17 protein-coding genes and 4 pseudogenes are annotated in these 21801 nt (G+C 46.1%); 10 read left to right on the top strand and 11 right to left on the bottom strand.

Annotation, left to right across the window (positions count from 1 at the left end; all coding sequences use genetic code 11):
• Positions 1-32: 32 nt before the first annotated feature.
• Complete coding sequence (locus tag JCM23214_RS07280; RefSeq protein WP_025898382.1) at positions 33-1475, bottom strand: aldehyde dehydrogenase family protein; 1443 nt, start codon at positions 1473-1475, stop codon at positions 33-35.
• Between the two features lie 328 nt (positions 1476-1803).
• On the opposite strand from JCM23214_RS07280, the gene JCM23214_RS22250 reads away from it, so the two are divergent.
• The gene (locus JCM23214_RS22250) at positions 1804-2556 is read left to right on the top strand and encodes a phosphatase PAP2 family protein (RefSeq protein ID WP_025898381.1); all 753 of its coding nucleotides are present in this window, start codon (positions 1804-1806) and stop codon (positions 2554-2556) included.
• 3 nt (positions 2557-2559) lie between these two features.
• On the opposite strand, the gene JCM23214_RS07270 is transcribed toward JCM23214_RS22250, so the two are convergent.
• From JCM23214_RS07270 to JCM23214_RS19575, 3 genes and pseudogenes are all read right to left on the bottom strand, one after another.
• Positions 2560-3336, bottom strand: a complete 777-nt coding sequence (locus JCM23214_RS07270) for a substrate-binding periplasmic protein (protein WP_084264616.1) — start codon at positions 3334-3336, stop codon at positions 2560-2562.
• A 236-nt stretch (positions 3337-3572) separates the two neighbouring features.
• Positions 3573-4244: a nitroreductase gene (locus tag JCM23214_RS07265; RefSeq protein ID WP_199899374.1), complete on the bottom strand. Its 672-nt coding sequence runs from the start codon at positions 4242-4244 to the stop codon at positions 3573-3575.
• A gap of 103 nt (positions 4245-4347) precedes the next feature.
• Positions 4348-5969, bottom strand: a pseudogene (locus JCM23214_RS19575) (BCCT family transporter).
• 270 nt (positions 5970-6239) lie between these two features.
• Between JCM23214_RS19575 and JCM23214_RS07255 the strand changes: the two are divergent.
• Complete coding sequence (locus JCM23214_RS07255; RefSeq protein WP_025898378.1) at positions 6240-7400, top strand: acetyl-CoA acetyltransferase; 1161 nt, start codon at positions 6240-6242, stop codon at positions 7398-7400.
• 64 nt (positions 7401-7464) lie between these two features.
• On the opposite strand, the gene JCM23214_RS07250 is transcribed toward JCM23214_RS07255, so the two are convergent.
• Positions 7465-7824 (bottom strand): VOC family protein, encoded by a 360-nt coding sequence (locus tag JCM23214_RS07250; RefSeq protein WP_199899371.1) that lies wholly within the window; start codon positions 7822-7824, stop codon positions 7465-7467.
• 383 nt (positions 7825-8207) lie between these two features.
• On the opposite strand from JCM23214_RS07250, the gene JCM23214_RS07245 reads away from it, so the two are divergent.
• From JCM23214_RS07245 to JCM23214_RS07230, 4 genes and pseudogenes are all read left to right on the top strand, one after another.
• Entirely contained in the window at positions 8208-9371 is a 1164-nt protein-coding gene (locus JCM23214_RS07245) for a TAXI family TRAP transporter solute-binding subunit (RefSeq protein WP_025898376.1), read from the top strand.
• 286 nt (positions 9372-9657) lie between these two features.
• Positions 9658-11645: pseudogene (locus JCM23214_RS26925) on the top strand (TRAP transporter permease).
• A 137-nt stretch (positions 11646-11782) separates the two neighbouring features.
• Positions 11783-12202 carry a hypothetical protein gene (locus JCM23214_RS07235; protein ID WP_148301786.1) on the top strand — a complete coding sequence of 140 codons (420 nt, stop codon included), beginning with the start codon at positions 11783-11785 and terminating at the stop codon, positions 12200-12202.
• 47 nt (positions 12203-12249) lie between these two features.
• Entirely contained in the window at positions 12250-12687 is a 438-nt protein-coding gene (locus tag JCM23214_RS07230; protein WP_025898374.1) for a hypothetical protein, read from the top strand.
• Positions 12688-12732: 45 nt separating this feature from the next.
• Here the strand turns inward: JCM23214_RS07230 and JCM23214_RS19565 are convergent.
• From JCM23214_RS19565 to JCM23214_RS07205, 5 genes and pseudogenes are all read right to left on the bottom strand, one after another.
• A pseudogene (locus JCM23214_RS19565) lies at positions 12733-14621 on the bottom strand (PhoX family protein).
• Positions 14622-14720: 99 nt separating this feature from the next.
• On the bottom strand, positions 14721-15566 hold the full coding sequence (locus JCM23214_RS07220; RefSeq protein WP_025898373.1) for a carbohydrate ABC transporter permease: 846 nt from the start codon (positions 15564-15566) through the stop codon (positions 14721-14723).
• Positions 15563-16438 carry a carbohydrate ABC transporter permease gene (locus JCM23214_RS07215; RefSeq protein ID WP_025898372.1) on the bottom strand — a complete coding sequence of 292 codons (876 nt, stop codon included), beginning with the start codon at positions 16436-16438 and terminating at the stop codon, positions 15563-15565. The genes JCM23214_RS07220 and JCM23214_RS07215 overlap by 4 nt, the downstream gene beginning before the upstream one ends.
• 54 nt (positions 16439-16492) lie before the next feature.
• A pseudogene (locus JCM23214_RS26580) lies at positions 16493-17781 on the bottom strand (ABC transporter substrate-binding protein).
• A gap of 31 nt (positions 17782-17812) precedes the next feature.
• Positions 17813-18907, bottom strand: a complete 1095-nt coding sequence (locus JCM23214_RS07205) for an ABC transporter ATP-binding protein (protein WP_025898371.1) — start codon at positions 18905-18907, stop codon at positions 17813-17815.
• 354 nt (positions 18908-19261) lie between these two features.
• Between JCM23214_RS07205 and JCM23214_RS07200 the strand changes: the two genes are divergently transcribed.
• Positions 19262-20056, top strand: a complete 795-nt coding sequence (locus tag JCM23214_RS07200; RefSeq protein ID WP_148301785.1) for a hypothetical protein — start codon at positions 19262-19264, stop codon at positions 20054-20056.
• A 41-nt stretch (positions 20057-20097) separates the two neighbouring features.
• On the opposite strand, the gene JCM23214_RS07195 is transcribed toward JCM23214_RS07200, so the two are convergent.
• A complete protein-coding gene (locus JCM23214_RS07195; protein ID WP_025898369.1) occupies positions 20098-20523 on the bottom strand; it encodes a VOC family protein in 426 nt (141 codons plus the stop codon).
• 79 nt (positions 20524-20602) lie between these two features.
• Between JCM23214_RS07195 and JCM23214_RS19555 the strand changes: the two genes are divergently transcribed.
• The 3 genes from JCM23214_RS19555 to JCM23214_RS23445 all read left to right on the top strand — a co-directional run bounded on the left by JCM23214_RS19555 (position 20603) and on the right by JCM23214_RS23445 (position 21738).
• Positions 20603-21082, top strand: a complete 480-nt coding sequence (locus tag JCM23214_RS19555) for a TetR/AcrR family transcriptional regulator (protein WP_199899366.1) — start codon at positions 20603-20605, stop codon at positions 21080-21082.
• Positions 21083-21238: 156 nt separating this feature from the next.
• Positions 21239-21619, top strand: a complete 381-nt coding sequence (locus tag JCM23214_RS07185; RefSeq protein WP_025898368.1) for a P-loop nucleotide/nucleoside kinase family protein — start codon at positions 21239-21241, stop codon at positions 21617-21619.
• Entirely contained in the window at positions 21595-21738 is a 144-nt protein-coding gene (locus tag JCM23214_RS23445; RefSeq protein ID WP_159104313.1) for a hypothetical protein, read from the top strand. Before JCM23214_RS07185 ends, JCM23214_RS23445 begins: the two co-directional genes overlap by 25 nt.
• The last annotated feature ends 63 nt before the right edge of the window (positions 21739-21801 follow it).

The following is a 21801-nucleotide window of genomic DNA, read 5'->3' as shown; positions in this document are numbered from 1 at the left end:
GTGACCCCAAAATCAATCAGGTGTAAAGTGAGTTAGGATGCGTCAGCCCAACCGCTCACAGACTTGACTTCAAGAAAATCTTCCAAGCCCCATACACCGCCTTCACGACCATTACCAGACTGTTTATATCCTCCGAATGGTGCGCCGGCTCCGCGTGAAGTTCCGTTCATTTCAACCATACCAGAACGTAACCGGCGAGCCATCCGTTTGGCTTTTTCCGGATCCTGCGTCTGAACATAGTTTGTAAGGCCGTATACGGTATCATTAGCAATTTTGACGGCCTCTTCCTCTGTATCAAATGGAATGATCGAAAGCACAGGACCAAAAATTTCTTCGCGGGCGATCGTCATTTCGTTTGTCACATCAGCGAACACAGTTGGGCGCACAAAATACCCTTTATCCAACCCTTCAGGACGTCCCGGCCCACCAGCAACCAGTTTGGCCCCTTCTTCGATACCCTTATTGATGAGACCTTGAATTTTGTTGAACTGGGCTTCAGACACGACAGGGCCGATATGACGACCTTCCTTATCTGATAAATCAACAGTCACGGCCTCTGCCGCTGCCTTTGCGGTTTCCACGGCTTCATCATAGATAGAACGCTCCACCAGCATTCTGGTTGGCGCATTACAGGACTGACCTGTATTTGCAAAACAATGCATAACGCCGCGTTTAACCGCTTTTTCATCGGCATCCGCGAAAACCACATTTGCACCTTTACCACCCAGTTCCAATGCTACCCGTTTCACGGTATCTGCAGCATTCTTGGAAATTGCTATTCCAGCGCGGGTGGATCCGGTAAAAGAAATCATGTCCACATCGGGATGACCTGAAAGCTGTGTACCAACACCAGCACCATCACCGTTCACAAGGTTAAACACACCTGCCGGGAATCCTGCTTCGTCCATCATTTCAGCAAACAACAGAGATGACAAAGGAGCTATTTCAGAAGGCTTGAGAACCACAGTGTTTCCTGTCGCGATGGCAGGAATTACTTTCAAAGTCACCTGGTTCATTGGCCAGTTCCACGGCGTAATCAACCCACAGACGCCAATTGGTTCATATAAAATTCGATCATTGGGAGCGTGAGAGCCCAGAGGACGATCAAACTCAAATTTTTTCAGAGCTCTGATGAAGTTGCGAATATGAAAAGAACCGGAACCCGCCTGCGCTGACTTCGCCATAGAAATTGGTGCACCCATTTCCGTTGAAATAGCCTCTCCCATTTCTGCAGAGCGCGCATCATAAATATCTGCGAATTTTTCGATCAGCGCTGTACGTTCTTCCTGTGGTTTTTCTGACCATGGGATAAATGCTGCTTTTGCTGCTGCAACCGCTGCATCTGTATCCGCCTGACCACCCAATGAAATGACTGCACAGACTTCTTCTGTTGAAGGATTGATTACATCAAAATCATTGGGGCTGGAGGGTGCAACCCATTTACCATTGATGTAGAAATTACGTTTGTCTAACACGATGTTACTCCCGTTTGTTTTCTTTAGTTTCGGCAAGGCAGAGCATATAAGTGACGATTTGGGATCCTGATGACACTGCTAACCAGTTTACAGTTTGAGAAATTTCCAGCTTACTCAAAATATATATGGTCAACTTGCATCTTCAACAGATCTTGCGCAAGTCTATTTTCTTAATGCGATACAGTTTTTAGAAAGTAATTTAATTTTTTGAAGCATTATTAACTAATTTTTTTTCAGCCTGCGCTCAAAGCTGTGCGATTTCTGGTTTCTCTCATCCCGCAAGTATAATAAACAGTAGCGCGTTGATATATCATAAAAGGCCAAAATCTTGATACACGGTACCAAGAACAGAATTCTGTTTTTCATTTACTGCTTTTCCACGGTCGCCCTGTTGGCGGCAAGTCTGTTATGGCAACCCGCAGCAACTGTCTGGAGACAGATCGACTCTGCCGTTTTTTTCGCATTAAACGGCAGCCTTGAAGATGCGTGTGCCTGGTCATATTTTTGGGCCTACATGAATATTCATTTAGCAAATGTGATTGCTGGAATATTCATGGTTGTTTTGCTGTTATGGTATGTGGCCATGGATCGCACGGATGCGCTTGCGAAAAAGCTGGCAGCTTTCACAGTGATCACGATTTTTGTTCTACTGGGTATAGCAGTTTCAAAAACCGGTTTTCAGGAAATGGAACGCTTGAGCCCCTCACTCGTCCTCAGTCCATTTTATGACTTGAACACACTTGAAATCGGCATCAAAACCAAAGTGAAATCCCACCATTCTTTTCCGGGGGATCACGGAGTTACGACATTCATATATTCTCTGCTGGTTATCCTATTAATCAGAAACAGAACAGTCACAGCACTCGCCGTTATTTTTGCCCTGCTGAACAATCTACCGCGCCTGTTCAGCGGCGCACACTGGTTAAGTGACGTAATCGTTGGTGGTGGCGCAATTACAATGCTTGTACTGCCCTTTGCCATTGCCACACCTGTGTTTCACTGGATTGAACAGATCTGGACTTATCTGCTCAGAAAATCCCGAATTCTAGGCGCCATTGCTTCGCGCTTAAACGGTGCCTAATTCCTACTTTCCATAGGCCAGCTCAAGGTTTCGTGCAATCATCCGCTTGATGGTTCCGTCTGCTTTCATTTCTTTCAACATTCTGTTGAACGGAGCCAACATGTTTTTGCAGTCAGACTTTCTTGACATTACCAGATGTATTTTTTGTACTGTAATCGCTGGCCCGACAGGAACGACCATATCTTCCATTTGCAGTTTTCGGCTAAAAAAGCGACCCATTTTTTCCGGGATCACGAGATAGTCGAAACGTTCTGCGGCAAGCAACTGAAAGAACCTCTCCGGCTCTCTGAACTCAGTAAGCTGCAGATGATCCTTGGCAAACGCGTCAAATTCCTGACCAAAACTTGCCGCCCATGGTATCAGCCCATGTTTTCCGACAAGATCTTCCTTTTTTGAAACTTCAAGACCGCGCCCCTTTTTTACAAAAATTCGAACAACGCTTTCATAAAACGGCTCTGAAAACATAAAATCTGTCAAACGCGCCTTGCTCGAGTGCATGGCTGAAATAACATCAAGCTCCCCAGCCCTTAACATTCGCAGCTGTCGGCTCCATGGCAATCCGCTATGGAAACTGATCTTTTGTCGCAGCCGACTGAACGCTTCAGCTTGAATATCAAGCGCAATCCCAAGTCGCTTTTTGGATTTGAGGTCGTAGCTTACGGGTACCCAATTTGCCGAATATGCAATCTTGAGGTTTGCGCAATGAGCATTGGCCGCGGCAGGCGAAGCAAGACCGAGTACAACAACCATCCATATTGTAATTTTTGCTCCCCAATACATCAGACCACTACTCGCTACTACTGAATTAACTTAAACACCACTGGTTGCGTACCTGCGGAAACGCCCAAGCTGAATCGCAATGTCCAAATAAAAGCCCAAGCTCTTATTCTGACAATCCTAATATTAGCATTTTTCCAACAGAAATTGAACTGATTGTTGAAAAATAACCTCAATCAGATGCACTTAAATGACATAAACACATTTTTTAAACACTAACCACACATCATTGATCATGTTTAAAACCCGGCGTATGTCACAACATTTTCAATGTCTTCCCGCTTGCTCACCAACGTATTTTCAATGGCGTCTGTATCTTCGTATCCAAGCGCCATACCAGACAACAAAACCTGATCCGCGGGAATATTCAAATGTTTATAAATGGGATCCTGGAAAGAAATCCAAGCAGCCTGTGGACAGGTATGCAAACCGAATGCTCTAGCCGCCAACATCACTGTTTGCATATAGAGGCCAGCATCAAACCAGCTCCCTCTCCCCAAATAAGCATCTGTTGTAAAAAACAAACCAACCGGCGCATCGAAAAACTTGAAATTCCGCTTGGATTGAGCAGCCGTTCTTACGCGGTCGCCCTTCTCTATTCCAAGCAGACCATAGAGTTCCCACCCTAACTGTCGCCTACGATCCCTGTGAACAGGTTCCCAAACCGGCGGATAATAGTCGAAATCTTCATAACGGCTCGCCTTGCCCTGATCAAATAACTCGCAAACGTCTTTAACAATGGCGTCTTTGACTTCACCAGTACATACGTAGGTATGCCAAGGCTGGGTGTTCGTCCCACTTGGCGCCCGTTGCGCCAATTCAAGAATTTTATGGATTGTTTCCTGATCAACAGGCTGATCGGTGAAAGCCCGTACTGACTTGCGGCTTTTTATCGCATCTTCAATATTCATACTACTCATCCATCTTTTTTTGATTGCAGTATGTCGGCTCAGTCCCAGTGAGTAAAGAGGCGCAAAAAAAATGCCCGCTTCTTTCGCGGGCATTTCGAGAAAATCAGCGTTTTCGGGATTGTCGATGAACCTGCCAGAGCCCCAGAAACAAACTGACGCACATCAGCAATAAAACGATGGCAAATGGAAAACCAGTGGACACCGCCATTGCCTGCAAAGCGTTTAGTGCACCTGCACCGCCAACTAACAGCAATGTCGCGGCGACGATCCCTTCAAACGAACACCAGAAAACCCGTTGAGAAACTGGGGCATCCACTTTGCCGCCAGCAGTAATTGTATCAATCACGAGTGAGCCAGAATCTGAAGAGGTCACAAAAAAGACCAGCACGAGAATAATCCCGATCAACGATGTAATGGTTGCTAGTGGAAGCGGCTCCAGCATCACAAATAACTTGAGCTCAAGCGCTGCATCCTTCACAGGAGCTGCAGCGTCCGCCAGAACCTGTGAAATGGCTGTTCCGCCAAAAACACTCATCCAGATAACAGTTACCAATGTTGGAATGATAATGACACAGAACACAAATTCCCGCACCGTTCTTCCGCGAGAGACGCGAGCAATGAACATACCAACAAAAGGTGACCAGGAAATCCACCACGCCCAATAAAACGAAGTCCAGCCTTGAGTGAAATTGGCGTCTTCTCTGCCAAAAGGTGTTGATAAAGGTACGATTTCCTTTGCATAAGCCAGGCCACCCGCGAGCATGGATTCAAAGATTGATGCAGTTGGACCAACCAGCAGCACAAAAATGAGCAACAAAGCCGCAAGCGCAATATTCACTTCCGATAGGATTTTAACACCACCGTCCAATCCTCTCATCACAGATATGATGGCCAGCACAGTAATAAAGGCAATCAACAGAACCTTTGCGCCGTTGCCCGTACTCCACCCAAAAAGATAGTTGAAGCCGGCGAGCGCCTGTTCAGTTCCAAAGCCAAGTGACGTTGCCAAGCCAAACAAGGTGGCGAAAACAGCCAGCGTATCGATAACATGCCCTGGCCAGCGCCAGACACGTTCACCTAGTAATGGATAAAAAGCCGAGCGCAGTGTTAATGGCAGCCCGCTATTAAAAGAGAAAAAAGCAAGAGACAGGGCGACAACCGCATAAATTGCCCACGGATGTATGGCCCAATGAAAAATGGTCGCAGCCATGCCCAATTGGACCGCTGCTTCACTGTTTCCCGCTGCAGCCCCAAGGGGTGCCCAATCTGTCCTTACGCCCCCTTCGACACTTGTCCCACCGATTGAGGAAGCATAGTGGGACATTGGCTCTGAGACGCCAAAAAACATCAAACCGATCCCCATGCCCGCCGCAAACAACATGGCAAACCATCCAAAGTAACTGTAATCGCTTCGGCTTCGGCCCCGCCAAGTCGAATTCGTCCAAGCGGACTAATCATCAGAACCAGACAAAAAAGAACGAAAACATTAGCTGCACTGAGAAAAAACCAGTCAAAGGTGGAGGTCAAAAAAGGACGAAGCCATCCAAAAAATTCGGTTGCAGCCTGCTGAAACATCAAAGTTGCCAACACAAACACAATGATCGAGATACTTGAAACCACAAAAACCGGATTATGGATATCAAGCCCAAATGGCGTGATATTATCCTCGCCGATTTCATGGTCCGTATCGATCTCATTTAAATGAGCGTCATTCTGCTCTGTCATTTGATCCCCCTCTTTTTTCTTGTGACCAGTTGAAACAATAAGTCATCACTTTCAACCTCGCCAGTACATTAGAGTAATACGAAATACAGGATGAAAATAATCATTTCTGGCCTGAAACTGTTTCAAATGCGCCATATCAGCTGCCAACCCAAACCTGTTTTGAGAATTGGGTCACATGCTTGCCAGTTTCAAGTTCCAAAAAAGAACTGATTATGCTAGATAGCTGCAAAGTCGAAATCCATTTCAATAAACCGCAAGGAGAACAATCAGATGGACGCGCGGATTGTAGGTTGGGGGCATACCCCTTTTGGACGTCACGAAGATAAAACAATCGAAGATCTGATCATTGATGCTGCGAGAGAAGCAATCGATCACGCCGGCATTGAACCGGCACAGATTGATAGCATTTGGCTCGGGAACTTCAACTCGGGAATGGTTCCAGATGGTTTCGCCTCCTCTCTTGTGCTTAATCTGGATGAAGGTCTGCGTTTCAAACCGGCAACTCGACTAGAAAATGCCTGTGCATCTGGCTCCGCCGCCGTATATGCGGCTCGCGACAGTATTCGCTGTGGTGATTCAAAAATAACACTGGTCATCGGAGCCGAAAAAATGACCGAGTTGGATACAGCTGGTGTCACCAAAGCGCTCGCTGGAGCCTCCTATCAAAAAGAAGAAGCTGATTTATCCTTCCCGGCAATTTTTGGTATGTTCGCCAAAGCCTATTTTGATGAATATGGCGACAAGTCAGAGGCTCTAGCCCGTATCGCGCAAAAAAATCATGGTAATGCACTTGCCAATCCTTTGGCGCACATGCGCCGAGAGTTTGATTTTGACTTCTTCAACACTGTTACAAACAAAAACCCGCTGATTGCGCCTCCTCTTCGCCTGACCGACTGCTCTCCCATCAGTGACGGCGCTGCCGCGATGATCATGGTCTCTCAGGATATGGAACAGGATTTCAAGCACAGCATTGCGTTTCGTTCCGCCGTACATGTAAATGACTTCCTTCCCATGTCCAAACGTGATCCACTTAAATTTGAAGGCCCTAAAACCGCCTTCTCACGGGCATTTGATGCTGCAGGCATTTCAGTTGATGATCTGGATTTCGCAGAAGTTCATGACTGCTTCACAATAGCGGAACTTTTGATTTACGAAGCAATGGGTATAACCAAAGCGGGTGACGGTGCGCGCGCCATTGAGGAGGGCATCGTTCTGAAGGATGGCAAAACCCCGGTTAATATTTCAGGTGGACTGAAAGCAAAAGGCCACCCCGTTGGTGCTACGGGTGTATCCATGCATGTCATGTCCGCGATGCAACTCACCAATACTGCAGGTGACCTACAAAAAGAGGGCGCCGCGCTTGGCTGCGTCTTTAATATGGGTGGGTCAGGAGTTGCAAATTATTGCAGCATCCTCGAACCAGCAAAATAAAGCTCACCCGCTTGAATAATGTCTTCCGGGGATATTTCAAATCCCCGGAAGTTAATCCCTCAGACTATTTATCTGACCAGATTGCCAGCTCATTTCCATTTGGATCAGCGAAATGAAATCGACGCCCACCGGGGAATTCGTAAATGGGCTGGAGAATCTGACCACCGATTTCCTTAATCCGTTCACAAATATCTTCCAATTGTGTTGAATACAGCACTACAAGCACACCCGGCTTTGTCGCCGTAACACCGCTTTGCCTATTAAAGCCACCTTCCACACCAGCTCCGGTAAAACTGATATAATCAGGCCCCCAGTTGGTAAATTCCCACCCAAATAGCACATGGTAGAAATGCTGGGTCGCACCAGGGTCCGTTAAAGGGAATTCTATATAATTTATCGATTTGTCCACATTCTCGATGCTCATCGCCTGTCTCCCGTTTTTTTAGGCTCAGTTTTAATATCCCTAAAACTATCGTCAAAAAAGAACAAAAAAGGAACATTGTGTGCTTTATCACGGTTTTCTTTTGTAATGTTGCGATCTGTTCACTGTTTAGTTTGGATTCTTAGCTTTTGCCCACACGAGCTTGTTTTGCTGCACGCCCGATTTCACCAATAGTTGAAACCCGGACAAATATTTGATGCCCTTACGTCATTTTAGAGCGTTTTTGTTGAAAATCAGTTGATCAGATGGAAGATTTACCCAAAATGCACTTGCAGAAACCGCTCCTGATATTCACAATGGGGGCACCTCGGGACAAGCAACGAAAATCAAAGAGTTCCGGCAAAAATAATAACGGGAGGAATAAAATGCACTCTTCACTCACTGGCAGCCTCACTAAAAAAGTTGCCCTTGCTGTCGCACTGACGGCAGGAATTGCAACTTCGGCTGTCGCCGCCGAACTGCCCAAGTCAATGATCTGGACAGCTTATGGCACCACATCAAGTGGCTATGCTCAGTCCGTTGCCATCGGCAACATGCTGAAAAACGAATTTGGCACCTCTATTCGTGTCCTGCCGGGCAAAAACGATATTTCCCGCATGACTCCGCTGAAAGTTGGTAAAGCAGACTATTGTGCCTGCGGTATTGCCAGCTATTTCGGACAGGAAGGTGTTGGACAGTTTGCTACAGCGGCATGGGGCCCTCAGCCATTGCGTGTCATCATGACATCCAAAGGCTCGTTTGGTCTTGGACTTGCAACAGCTGCGGACGCCGGTATCAAATCACCTGCTGATTACAAAGGCAAAAAAATCGCGTGGGTTCGCGGTTCAGACGCTCTGAATATTGGCACAGAAGCTATGCTTGCTTATGCAGGTCTTGGCTGGGATGATGTCGAAAAAGTTGAATTTCCTGGTTTTAAAGATTCAATCGATGGGGTTATCAATGGCCAGATCGACGCAGCTTTCTCTTCAACTGTATCACCGCATGTAAAACGTCTGGCAGCCAGCCCTCGTGGAATTACATGGGCACCAATGCCTGCTGACAATGCAAAAGGTTGGGAAATGGTGAACAAGGTTGCTCCTTACTTCTCACCAAATACTGCAGTTGTAGGTGCAGAAATCAGCAAGGACAAACCTTGGGTTGGCGCCGGATATCCTTACCCAATTCTGGTCACAAATTCTGACCGTTCAGTGGACGAAGTCTACACACTGACTAAAGCCATGGTTGAAAAACATGACGCATATAAAGACAATGCGCCAGGAGCCAAAGGCTGGAACATCGCTAACCAGAGTTTCGAATGGATTATTCCTTACCATGAAGGTGCGGTCAAATATTTCAAAGAAGCTGGCAAGTGGTCAGATGCAGCTGAAGCCCACAATCAGGGTCTTATCAAACGTCAGGACGTTTTGATCAAAGCATATGCTGATTACAAGGCAACCAACCCTTCAGAAGATGAGTTTAAAGATGGCTGGGTAGAAGCCCGTATGAAAGCTCTACAAGCCGCGGGCATGCCTGTTGGTCTTAAGAAGTAATCTTGCTGACATAGGTTGAATGAATAGTCTGGCGGTGTTAATTCCATCGCCAGACTTTGGTATTTACGTACAAACGGAAATATCCACAAAAGTTTTCATACCAGAAAACAGCTTGCCTGAAAAATCAGGCCAATAATAACGAAAAACTATAAATGGGGAGGCATAAACACATGGGTGCTTTTCAACCGGATATTCTAGCTATGCTTACCGGCAAACAGGCAGCCTTGTGCTCACTTTCTTTACGTACTCCTTTTTCAAGCACCTTCTCCAGGGCGTGTAAACAGTCATGACAAATACTCCAAACACACCGGAAGTCGTCGACGAGCCAACAAGGCGTCGTACTCTTACCGGCCTATGGGCACTTGTGCCTTATATTTCCGCAATTGCAGTTTTGCTGCTGTCTATCAACCAGTTATTTAACTTTGGCTTTTTTGTTGGATACACCTTTCTATCCAATCAATATGCATACATAATTGCCGGCTTTTTGTTGCCACTCATATTCCTTATGTGGCCGATGACAAGCCGCTCATCAAAAACGTCAGTTCCGTTGTATGATGGAATTCTGGCGGCGATCATGATGGGTATTTGCTTCTACTTTGCCTACAGTAGTGAAAAAATTCTGGATGAAGGCTGGGAGTATCTGGCACCGGAACATGCTGTTTATATGAGTTATCTGTTCTGGGCGATGATTTTTGAATGCACGCGCCGCGCAGGCGGTATCGCAATTTTTGCAATTGTGGTTGTCATCTCATTTTACCCAACCTTTGCGGATGTCATGCCCGGCCCTATCGCTGGTGCGGCCGCAACTTTACCTGACACTGCCATATTCCACACTATGAGCTCTGAAAGTGTGCTGGGTATCCCGTTGCGCGCCTTTACCAATCTAGTCATTGGCTTTTTGGTCTTTGGTGTCGCCTTGCAATATACCGGTGGCGGCAAATTCTTCATCAACTTTGCCTTTGCACTGCTTGGTCACGTCCGCGGCGGCCCTGCAAAGGTAGCCATCTTCTCAAGTGGCCTGATGGGCTCCATGAGCGGTAGCGTTATCACAAATGTTTTGACAACAGGCGTTCTGTCCATTCCAGCAATGCGCCGCGTTGGTTTCTCTCGCTCATATGCGGGTGGTGTAGAGACCTGCGCTTCAACTGGTGGTGTTCTGATGCCGCCAATTATGGGTGCGACAGCGTTCATTATGGCGACTTTTCTGGAAATTCCTTATATCGATATTGCGATTGCCGCAATTATCCCTTCGATCCTTTATTTCTTTGGTCTGTTTATTCAGATTGACGCCTATGCAGCCAAAAATGACCTCAAGGGCCTGCCCCGCGAAGAACTTCCTTCATTGAAGCAGACGCTTAAAGAAGGTTGGCACTTTATCGCAGTTTTCGTCATTCTCGTCTGGCTTCTGGTCTTCCTGAAGCAGGAATCTGTTGCACCATTTTATGCAACAGCCATGCTGATCATTATCAACCAAATCTTCCTTACAGCCGTTGGGGTTGGGAAGATGTGAAAAAGTTCATCATGGGTACAGCCGCATTATTTGCAGAATTGGCAGGCATCCTTTGTGGTGTTGGTTTGATTGTTGGTGCACTCGCTGTTACCGGAATGTCGGGCACTATTGCCAATGATCTCATCTTCCTTGCGGGTGGCAACGCTCTTGTTCTGCTTGTAATGGGGGCGCTGACCAGTTTCATACTGGGCATCGGCATGACAGTTACTGCAGCCTATATTTTCCTTGCAATCTCACTGGCACCTGCCGTGATCAGTGCCGGCCTCGATCCGATGGCTGTGCATCTGTTCATCCTGTACTGGGGTATGCTTAGCTTCATCACTCCACCTGTGGCATTGGGCGCATTTGCAGCCGCCACTGTTGCAGGATCAAAACCGATGGAGACAGGCTTTCAAGCAATGAAGTTGGGAAGCATCATCTACTTTATTCCCTTCTTCTTCGTGCTCAACCCTGCCCTTATTTTGCAAGGGGACTGGTATTCCATCGTCAAGGTTGTCATTACCGCCCTCATCGGTGTCTGGCTGATTGCCAGTGGACTGCAGGGGTACCTGGCAAAAGTAGGTAAGCTTGACATACATCCGCAAGGTAAGTGGATTATCCGTGGCCTTGTCGTGGCCGCAGGTCTGGCACTTGCGACACCAGGGGGTGGTCTAATCCCGATTACCAACTATGAACTCGGTGCACTTGCGCTGATCATGCTTATTCCGGCTGTTGCAATTGTCATGATTGTCAACAAAAAGAACGCTGCACTGCCGGGCACCTGATTAGAAAACACCAACCAAAACAAAGGCGCCAGTCTCTCAGTCTGGCGGCTTTTTTCTTGGGTGAATAACCGACATAGTAAATATTTATTGAGAGGCAAAGCTAACTAACCTACACTTGTTAAATGAAAAATTCTGGTATGCAGCATTTTCTTGATGCGAATGTCAGATGTCTGTTCATACAGATAACTGGACTGCTCGACTTGCCTCAAGCAAAGGAATATGCGCGGCGCGCCCGCTTGGACCCGCGCTATGAAAATGATTTTGACGTCCTCACTGATATTTCCTTCTGTGAGCTAAAAATGGAGGGCAATGACCTCCGGGCATTTGCGGACTTCATGAATAAAAACTGGCCGACCCAAGGTAAAATCAAAGGTGCGATACTACTGCAAGGTCAATTTGCCCACGGGATGGCCCGTATGTATGATGCATACACTCACCATCGTGTGAACCGGCCCGCGTTTTTTCACCGTGAGAAACCTGATCTTTATAAGGAGATCTGCAGCTATTTTGGCTTTCCGACAGATTATCAATTACCTGAATTTCTGGATGCAAAGTAAAAGAGGAAAGCGCACATGCACAATTTGGCCATCAGGCCCACATCAAGATGAAAGACCCAGTATTTAATTGGCATATTGATCCTGAAGTGGGTTGTTTATTCACCCAATATTTTGGCATTCTTGATCGGGAAACCGCAAAGAAAAATATGATTACCGCGCGGCAAAGCCCTGATTACAAAAACCACTTTAACATCCTGACAGATATACGAGGATGTGACTTCAATCTAGATACAGAAGACTTAAAACAACTGGCCAAATTTATGGAAAGCAATTGGCCAACAAATGGCCCCATCAGAACTGCAATGCTGGTCAATTCCGACCTTGCTCATGGCCTGACACGTATGTATGCAGTCTATTTTTCAGATGAAGCAATCGCCCCTCGAATATTTCATGACAACAGCCCAAATCTAGCCAAAAAACTTATTGCGCAATTGGCACTGCCCAAAAACTATCAGTTTCCGGATTTTTTGAACTTGAATGAGTGAACAGGAAAGGCCGAAGCCTTTCCCATTCTCAATATTCCATAACCTCTAAACGAGTTCGCCCCCATCAGATTTTTTGATTGCGATTACGCAGGAGCGTGGCGCTGCATCTCCTCCTTCAGGGAAATGGCTCCCGCCGCGTTCACCGGGATGCTGAATACCTACAAACATGGTCTTTCGATCTGCACTCCAGGTAATTCCGGTAACCTCACACTCTTTTGGCCCAACCAGAAATCGCTTGATTTCACCCGTTTCTGGATCTGCGCAAAGCATCTGGTTATTGCCCTGTCCTTCAAAATCATTCGCATTTGAATAATTTCCATCAGTTTGAATCCAAAGCAACCCGTTTGGACTAAATGCCAAACCGTCGGGTGAATTAAACATATTTTCTGTGGTGATGTTGTCCGACCCTTTGCGCATGTCATCATATAATGCCGGATTTCCTGCCATAGCGAACAAATCCCATGCAAATTCAGCGGATGTATGATCCCCCCCTGTTGGACGCCAACGAACAATCTGACCAAACAAATTCTTCTCACGAGGATTTGGCCCACCAACCGGTGTCGCATCCCCTCCCTTGTTTGGTTTTACTCCGCGATTTTTATTGTTCGTCAAAGCGCAATATACTTCCGCTTTTGCAGGATGAGCCGCGACCCACTCCGGGCGATCCATAGTCGTCGCACCAACTGCTGACGCAGCTAATCGAGTGTAAATTGCAATTTCCGCTTTTGATTTCATGCCTGTTGTTTCTGGTGTTAAAGCAATCCATTCACCTCGCTGATTTTCACGAAATTTGGCCGTATATAGCGTACCATCTTCAAGCAGGTCTCGATTATCACCACCAGCCACATATTTTTTAGACGACACAAATCGGTACAAAAACTCACCGCGCTCATCATCGCCCAAATAAACAACCACGTGTCCGTTGTCAGCTAATACAAGTTCAGCATTTTCGTGTTTAAAGCGTCCTAAAGCTGTTCGTTTTTTCGGAGTTGAGGAAGGATCTGTCGGATCAATTTCCACAATGTAACCCGCTCTGTTTGGCTCATTCGGATTTTTTGAAATATCGAAGCGGTCATCCTCTGCGGCCCATCCATAGCCCCAATCCTTATGACCAATACCGTAGCGTTTCTGCTCATTGCTCAATTCATAATTTTCATCGCTACTTGAAAAGTAGCCATTAAAATTTTCCTCACAGGCCAGATAGGTTCCCCAAGGTGTACGGCCATTGCCGCAATTGTTCCAGGTGCCAAGACTTTCTGTCCCTTTAGGATCCGCTTTCGTCTTCAGAAAGTCATGGCCACGCGCAGGTCCTGTAATCTCCATAGGACTATCGGCAGTTATTCGACGATTGTATGCACTATCCTTAACAACTTCCCATTGACCATTCCGTTCCATGACCTCAACCACGGAGACACCATGCGCAGCTTTTCCCTTTCGAATATCATCAGCGTTCGCAGGTTTGCCCTCGCTACCTGCATAGATGATTTTCCGGTTGGTATATTCATTGTTAACAACAAGTAGATGTTTGCCATTATGCTGAAATAACGACATACCATCATTATTATCGCCAAAGGACAGTTCCTGACTGGCCCCTGTCCCCCTTGTCTGATGATTGAACTCTTCCCCATCTGACCAAAGAGGATCCCCCCAGCGAAGGACAATTTGCCATTCAAAGCCTGCTGGTACCTTAATTGTATCTTCCGTACTGGTCGGGATAGGATCAAAAGCAAGTCGCTACTCGCCATAGCGCGCGGCATGAAAGAGCCCACGCCTGCTCCCATGACCAGCGAAGATAGACCTAACGCGAGTCCTCCCTTAAAAAAAGATCTGCGTTTCAACGCCTGATCAGTAATTGTTTCAAAATCGGTAACTTCCTCGCGGGGGTTTTGTAATTCGTCAAACTCATCAAAGCTCAACTCGTTCTGATCTGTCATTGATGCCTCCTAGCTCAAAGCTTATTTTTCAGGCGGGAGTATTCATCAGCGACATGACAGATATTTTTCACAATTATGAAACTCCCGCAACACGAAGGGTTATTTAATTCCTGACCGCATAAAACTCTGAACAAACTGTCGTTGGAACAGCAAAAAAGCGACTAATAAAGGCGCTGATGTCATCAGAGTAGCCGCATTTATCAGTGACCAGTCCACGCCCTGATCTACCGAAGCGAAGATACTTAAGCCCACGGTTAGCGGACGTGTTTCTTCTGAATTGGTAATGATTAGCGGCCAAAGATAATTGTTCCAGTGATGGCTTACAGATACCAGACCGTAAGCCAAATAAACTGGAACAGCTAACGGCACATACACTTTCCACAGAATTTGCAGCAGGTTGGCACCCTCAACCCGGGCGGCTTCTTCAAGTTCGATTGGAACCGTTTTAAAAGTCTGTCGAAGTAAAAAAATTCCGAAGCCTGAAGCCATATATGGCAATCCAATAGCGGTGATTGTATCAATCAATCCCAACTTTGCCATAGACCGGTAATTCTCAACTATCAGGATATCGGGCATCACGAGAAGTTGCATTAAAACCAGCACGAAAAGGAAATTCTTTCCGGGGAATTCAAAACGAGCAAAAGCGAATGCTGCCAAGGTACATAAGACCAATTGTGCCGCGAGAATACTACTAACCAGTAGCACGGTGTTTAGAAAATATCTCGCAAATGGTGCCGCGGCCCAAGCGCGTTCGAAATTTTCAAACGTCAATGGTGCCGATAAATCAAAGGTTGCCGAATATTCTGTTGGGTGAATGGCCGTCCATATCGCATATATGAGCGGTAATATCCACATCAGCGCGAGCAACCAGGCCCCTAGAATATTAAGCCATCTATCAGGGTCTAGCTTGATTTCAGCCAGAGCAGTCGAAGTTGGGCTGCTCATTGGTAATGTACCTTTCTATCCATAAAATAAAACTGCCCGATCGCCACGGCACCCAAAATAACCAATAAAACGGCCGTCAAAGTTGCCCCATATGCTGTATCCCAGAACCGAAACGCCGTCTCATAAATATAAAATAGCAACAGTGAGCTGGCATTGTCTGGCCCGCCATTCGTCATTACAAATATGTGATCAATCAATCGAAAGGAGTTAATCACAGCGTTTATGGACACGAATAGCGTTGTTGGCATTAGTAACGGGAAGGTAATTTTCCAAAACATGTACCAACGCCCGGCCCCTTCTATTCTTCCTGCTTCATGTAAGGAGGGAGGGAGTGCTTGCAGAGCGGCTAAATAAAAAATCATGAAAAAACCGGCCTCTTTCCAGATTGCCACTGCCATAACTGCATAAAGGACAGTGTCCGGGCTCCCCAGCCAATTTTGCGAAGGCAAACCAAATGCACCCTGAATGGAATCTATCAGACCGAACCCAGGTGTATAAAAAAACATCCAGATATTGGCGACTGCAATCAACGGCAGCACAGTGGGCGTAAAATACGCCATTCGTAAAAATGCCCGCCCCTGTATTTTTCCGTTTACCCAAAGAGCCATGGACAGCGCGAGTAGAATGGATAATGGGATCGTTCCAATGGCATAGATGGAATTGTTCCCGAGCACTTGCCAGAACACATCGTCCTCAAGCAAACGCTGATAATTTTCCAAACCGACGAAACTGGCTTCGCGGCACCCTTTTGGCGTCGTAAAAAAACTGCTCCAGAGGGTTGCAATTGTTGGATAATGTGTGAAGGCGAAGAGCAGAATAAGTGCCGGGCTGACTAACAACCAGCCATAAAGCCACATCCGGTTTTGTAACATAGGTTCCCCAATAATCTGGTGCGGCGAGTAATAGCTCGCCGCACCAATATGCCGTCAGCGATAGTTTTTCAGGATTTTTTCAGCTTTTTCCTGCGCAGTTTTGAGCGCCGTTTCCGGATCAGACTGCCCCGTAATTGCAGCTTCCAAAGCTTCATTGAAAATTTTGGTTATACGCTGATTTTCGTATGTTGAAAGTTCGGCTACCGCATATTCCAGCTGGTCGCGAGCGACCAACGCAGGTGGAAAATCTTTCACATAAGCTTTCATGGCAGGTGTATTCCACGCTTGCGGTATCGGTGCAACATATCCCGTTGCAATGCTCCATTTCGCTGCTTGTTCCGGCGCAGTAATCCATTTCACAAATTCCAACGAAGCCTTTTTCTGCTCATCAGTGGAATCTTTGAAAATGTAAAAATTTCCACCGCCAGTTGGTGCACCGCGTCGTTTATTGGCCGGTAACATGGCAACACCAAACTCAAAAGGGGCATTGTCTCTTACGTTTGTAAGATTACCGGTTGAAGTCCACATCATGGCTGTTTGGCTTCAAAGAAAGCTTTTGGTGTGGTCCCCCATTCGAGAATACCTGGCGCCATAACTTTGTGCTTAACACTTAAATCCACAACATACTGAAGGGCTTCAACAACTTTTGGATCATCAAAATTGGTTTTGTTACCGTCTGAATTGGCAAGAATGACATCATTTTGAGTGGTTAATCCCTGAAACAGCCAGTAAGGAAAACCTGAAGAAGGAATGCGAACGCCCCACTGTGTCACGTTTCCAGAAGCGTCGGTTTTTGTGAGTTTTTTACCCATTTCCACCATTTCATTCCAATTGGCTGGTGCTTTTTCCGGGTCGAGGCCGGCTGCCTTAAAAGCTTCCTTATTCCAATACAGAACCGGTGTGGACCGTTGAAAGGGAATCCCATATGTTTTTCCACCAGTCTGGCTATTTTCCATGAATGCTGGATAGAATGAATTTAGCCACTGTTTTTCTTCTTCAGTCGTCACCAGTTCATCGAAAGCAACAATGGCATCCTCATCAATCAGCGTGAACATATCCACTGATAGAATTACGGATAGTTGAGGTGCCTTTCCTCCGCGAACTGCTGTAAGCGCCTTTGTGATCGTATCACTGTATGATCCCGCGTAGACCGCATCGATTGTCACATCTGGATTTTGAGCGACATATTCAGCCGTTAAGCTTTCAATTGTTTTGGCGGCTTTACCGCCAACTGCTACAGGGAAATAAAATTGCAGATCAACTGCCAACGCGGCTGTCGAAGTCATCACGGCGACCGCTGCGGTTGCCATACCCAATCCTGCTTTTTTAAAATGCTTTAACATGTTCTCTCCAAGGTTTCTGTGTTGGGAATTCTTATTCATAAGCTGAACTCAATAATTGCGAGGCAACGCCTGGCATTAGATCAATTCGCCGCCCTGAATTTTGCTCGAAATAATGGCAGGCCCTGTCTTTCCAGCTCAGAAAAACGGTCTCTCCAGTCGCGAAGCTGGATTGATTATCGGTTCGTATGGTGATTTTTTCCGTGCCAATCTGGCAGTCAACCAGCACATCAGAGCCAAGAAACTCAAACGCTAAAACCTGCGCTTTTAGGCCAAATTTTCCGATTGAAATATCCTCAGGTCTTATGCCTAAGAACAGCGGAATATCCATGCTGCCGCTTAATTCATGAACCTGCTGTTTACTTCCCGCGATGGCAAGTGATTTCCCTTTTTGCTGCAAAGGGATAATATTCATGGGTGGTGTTCCGATGAAACGTGCCACGAAAGTAGTTTGTGGTTGACTGTAGATTTCCGAAGGTGATCCGATCTGCTCAATCCTGCCATTATTTAAAAGCACGATCTGATCTGCCATGCTAATGGCTTCAACCTGATCGTGTGTGACATAAACCATTGTGATGCCAAGCTTTTGTTGCAAAGCCCTGATCTCCACGCGCATTTCGTGTCGAAGTTTTGCATCAAGGTTGGACAATGGTTCGTCCATCAAACAAATGGGTCGTTCCGAAATGATCGCCCGTCCGAGTGCGACTCGCTGTTGTTGTCCACCTGATAACTGCGCGGGTTTTCGATCCAGATATGGATGCAAATTCAACAACTCGCTTACCCGTTTCAATCGAGCCGCTTGTTCTGTTTTGTTTACCTTGCGGATCTTCAAGCCAAAGAGAATATTCTCGGCAACAGTGAGATGTGGGAACAGGGCGTAGGATTGAAACACCAAGGATAGGTTGCGCTCGGACGGTGTTCGTTGGGTGACATCCTCATCATCGATCAAAATTTGACCACCACTACAACTCTCAAGCCCTGCCAGCAAACGTAAAGTAGTCGATTTGCCGCAGCCCGAAGGTCCCAACAAAACAGTAAAACTGCCTTTTGGAATATCGAAACTTATATCCTCAACAGCAACGCTTTCCTGCCAACGCTTGCTTACCTGATTAAACTTAATGTTCTTCAATTTACCGATCCAAACAACGAAGCAGGGCGGATTGCCCTGCTGGAATTTGGCAGGAAGCTAAGCGTCTGTTGTTTCACTTTTATTGCGGTTCATTTTCACAATTGTGATAACCGCTCGGATAAGCGCCCGAAATGGCAATTAACCGGTATTTTTAGTTTTATGTTGTACTTATATTTTATTTTGGTTAAACAACACGCACAGTATGTTTCGTCAGGTTGTGTATTTTGTATGAATAGTTACTTTTATTTTCTTCGAAAATTTCTGTCTAAAGGCCTGCCTCTGGCAGCTGCATTATTTTTTCAGACTACGTCATTTTCCTCACATGCTTCTGAACAAGTCATTTTATGGGGGGAAATGCATATCCCACCGATTTCTTACTTAAAAGGACCTAAAACGGGAAAAGGCTTGCTCAACCTGCAACTGGATCAAATTCTGGATAGCCTGCCCGATTATCGGCAAAGTCGGATACCTGTCAGCATATCAAGACTGATGGAGGAGATGAAAGACGGCCGAAAAATTTGCTTTCAGGCACTTACCAGAACCAAAGCGCGCGAGGCTTTCATTGATTTTTCCGAAGCGACGATGATGACCTTCCCCAATGGTCTTCTCACAACAGCCGAGGTAAAGGAGAAACTTGCGGCCCATATCAACATTGATGGGGAAATGGATTTGGCCGCCATACTTGAAAGTGGTCAGGTTTCTCTAATTGATCACAAAGATCGTTCTTATTCGGAAACCATCAATGAGATAATTGAGCCCTACCGGAAAATAAAGGATGGCCCTCTTTTTATCAATACCGGCATGCCTGATTGGGATCTATTGGTAAAGCAGATACTTCACCACAGATTTGACGCCATGATCGGGCGCCCAGGAGAGGTTTTTGAAGCAGCCAAGACATTAAACATGCAGGATAAACTTCTGTACCTCCCTATTCAGGGTGAGGCAAAATTCTCGCTTCTCTATGCAGGATGCTCCAAAGGAGAGTGGAACAAGGGCTATATGAAGGATCTCTCAAAAGCTATTATTCAGTTACGTAGCCGACCAGAATTTATCCAACTTCGACTGGATCGCATGCCCTCTGGAATGCATGAAACATATCTTCGCTATCGATCCAAGGCAATTTCCGGTGAATTTCCGAAAACGAATTAGTCAGGGGCAATCACTCGCGCGATGCCCCTGCTAAATCAACGCTAAGCCATCACATCTTCGCTCAAATACTGATCTGCAAACTCTCCGGTTGGGGGTATAATCTTAATAATATCAATCAACACTCCATTGGGGTCCACGGTAATGAAATGACGTTGACCGAACGCTTCATCACGTAAAGGAAGGAGTATTTCCAACCCTTCCGCTGACAGACGTTCATATTCGCTGTCCACATCATCAATTTCGAAATTTAAAATCACCCCAGATACTGCCCCGCGAACCTGCTGCGGAATTGTTTCGTGTCTTCCATCAAGAATTGCCAGATTGACACCCTCACTTTCTGAAGAGGTCAAGTGAACGTACCAATCGCTTTCAAACACCTTTTTGAACTTAAAATATTTACAGTAAAACTCAGTCGTCTCAGCCACCTTGTCGGTCATGATGACGGGATAATAACTATTTGCTTTCATCGCATCCTCCATAACATACATACAGTTTGTATGTAATATTTTACTTAACATACATTCAGAATGTATGTAAATAGAAATTATGACTGAAATTACATCTAGAAGAAAATCCAACGCTGAACGTTCAGCTCAAATGCGACAGAAACTTGTTGATACGGCACGCGCGCTTTTTGTCAGCGACGGATACGCCCAAACAAGCACGCCAGATATTGTCAAAGCGGCAGACGTCACTCGCGGTGCGCTTTACCATCACTTTGCAGATAAAAAAGATCTGTTTCTTGCGGTTATTCGGCAGGAAAACGAAGCCGTCGCCAAAGAAATCGAGGATGCAGCCAATACATCATCCGATGGTATTGACATGCTCATGGAAGGTGCTTCTGCGTATTTTGATGCCATGCAGAGGCCGGGACGCTGCCGCCTTCTATTGCTCGATGGACCTTCCGTTTTAGGGTATGAAGTCATGCAGCAAATCGATGCGGAATTTAGCGCGAAAAGTCTAAAAGAGGGTCTTACGGCAGCAGAAGGGATGAGCCAACCCGATGCATTTCGGCTGATCTTCTAAGCCCTATTCTCGCGGCCGCTTTTGACCGGGCGGCCCTGCTTATTCAAAACGGCGCTGACAAAAATGAAATACTTAAGATTTTTCAGGTTTTAGTTGGTGCTTTTCTAATTAGGCGATAGCATCGCTCGACATCTCCTCTCCGGAACAGAGATCATTATGAGCGCACCTGTTTACATTATTACCGGCAATGTTGGCGCCGGCAAATCCACCTATGCCAACAAACTTGCCGAAGAAATTGATGGCATAGTTTTCGCCGTTGATGAATGGATGAAAAATCTGTTTCAAGCCGATAGCCCTGAAATCCCAAGCTTTGAATGGGCGCTTGAAAGAACACAGCGTATCGAAAGCCAAGTTTTGATTGAAACAGAAAAGCTTCTAAGATTGAACATTCCCGTGATTTTGGATCAGGCTTTTTTGCCAAGGACCACCGCATGCGCGTACTCAATTGGTTTCGCGGCCGAGATTACCATGCGCAAATTCATTATCTGGATGTCCCAAAAGATATTCGATGGATGCGGGTTGAAAAACGGAATTTAGGCGAGAGTGACACCTACCAGTTTGAAGTGCCCAAAGAGATATTTGAATTTTGCGAAACCATATTCGAACCCCTTGATGATGAAGAGCGTGAATTCGCCAAACTGGTTGAACAAGACTAATTTGTTGTTCGAGCAGGTGTAAAGCGTGATCTGTCAGACAGAAGTTGCGGATCAGGCATTTTA

It is taken from the genome of Sneathiella glossodoripedis JCM 23214, assembly GCF_000616095.1.
In the GTDB taxonomy this organism is placed as follows: domain Bacteria; phylum Pseudomonadota; class Alphaproteobacteria; order Sneathiellales; family Sneathiellaceae; genus Sneathiella; species Sneathiella glossodoripedis.
This window is presented reverse-complemented; position numbering and strand designations above follow the sequence as displayed.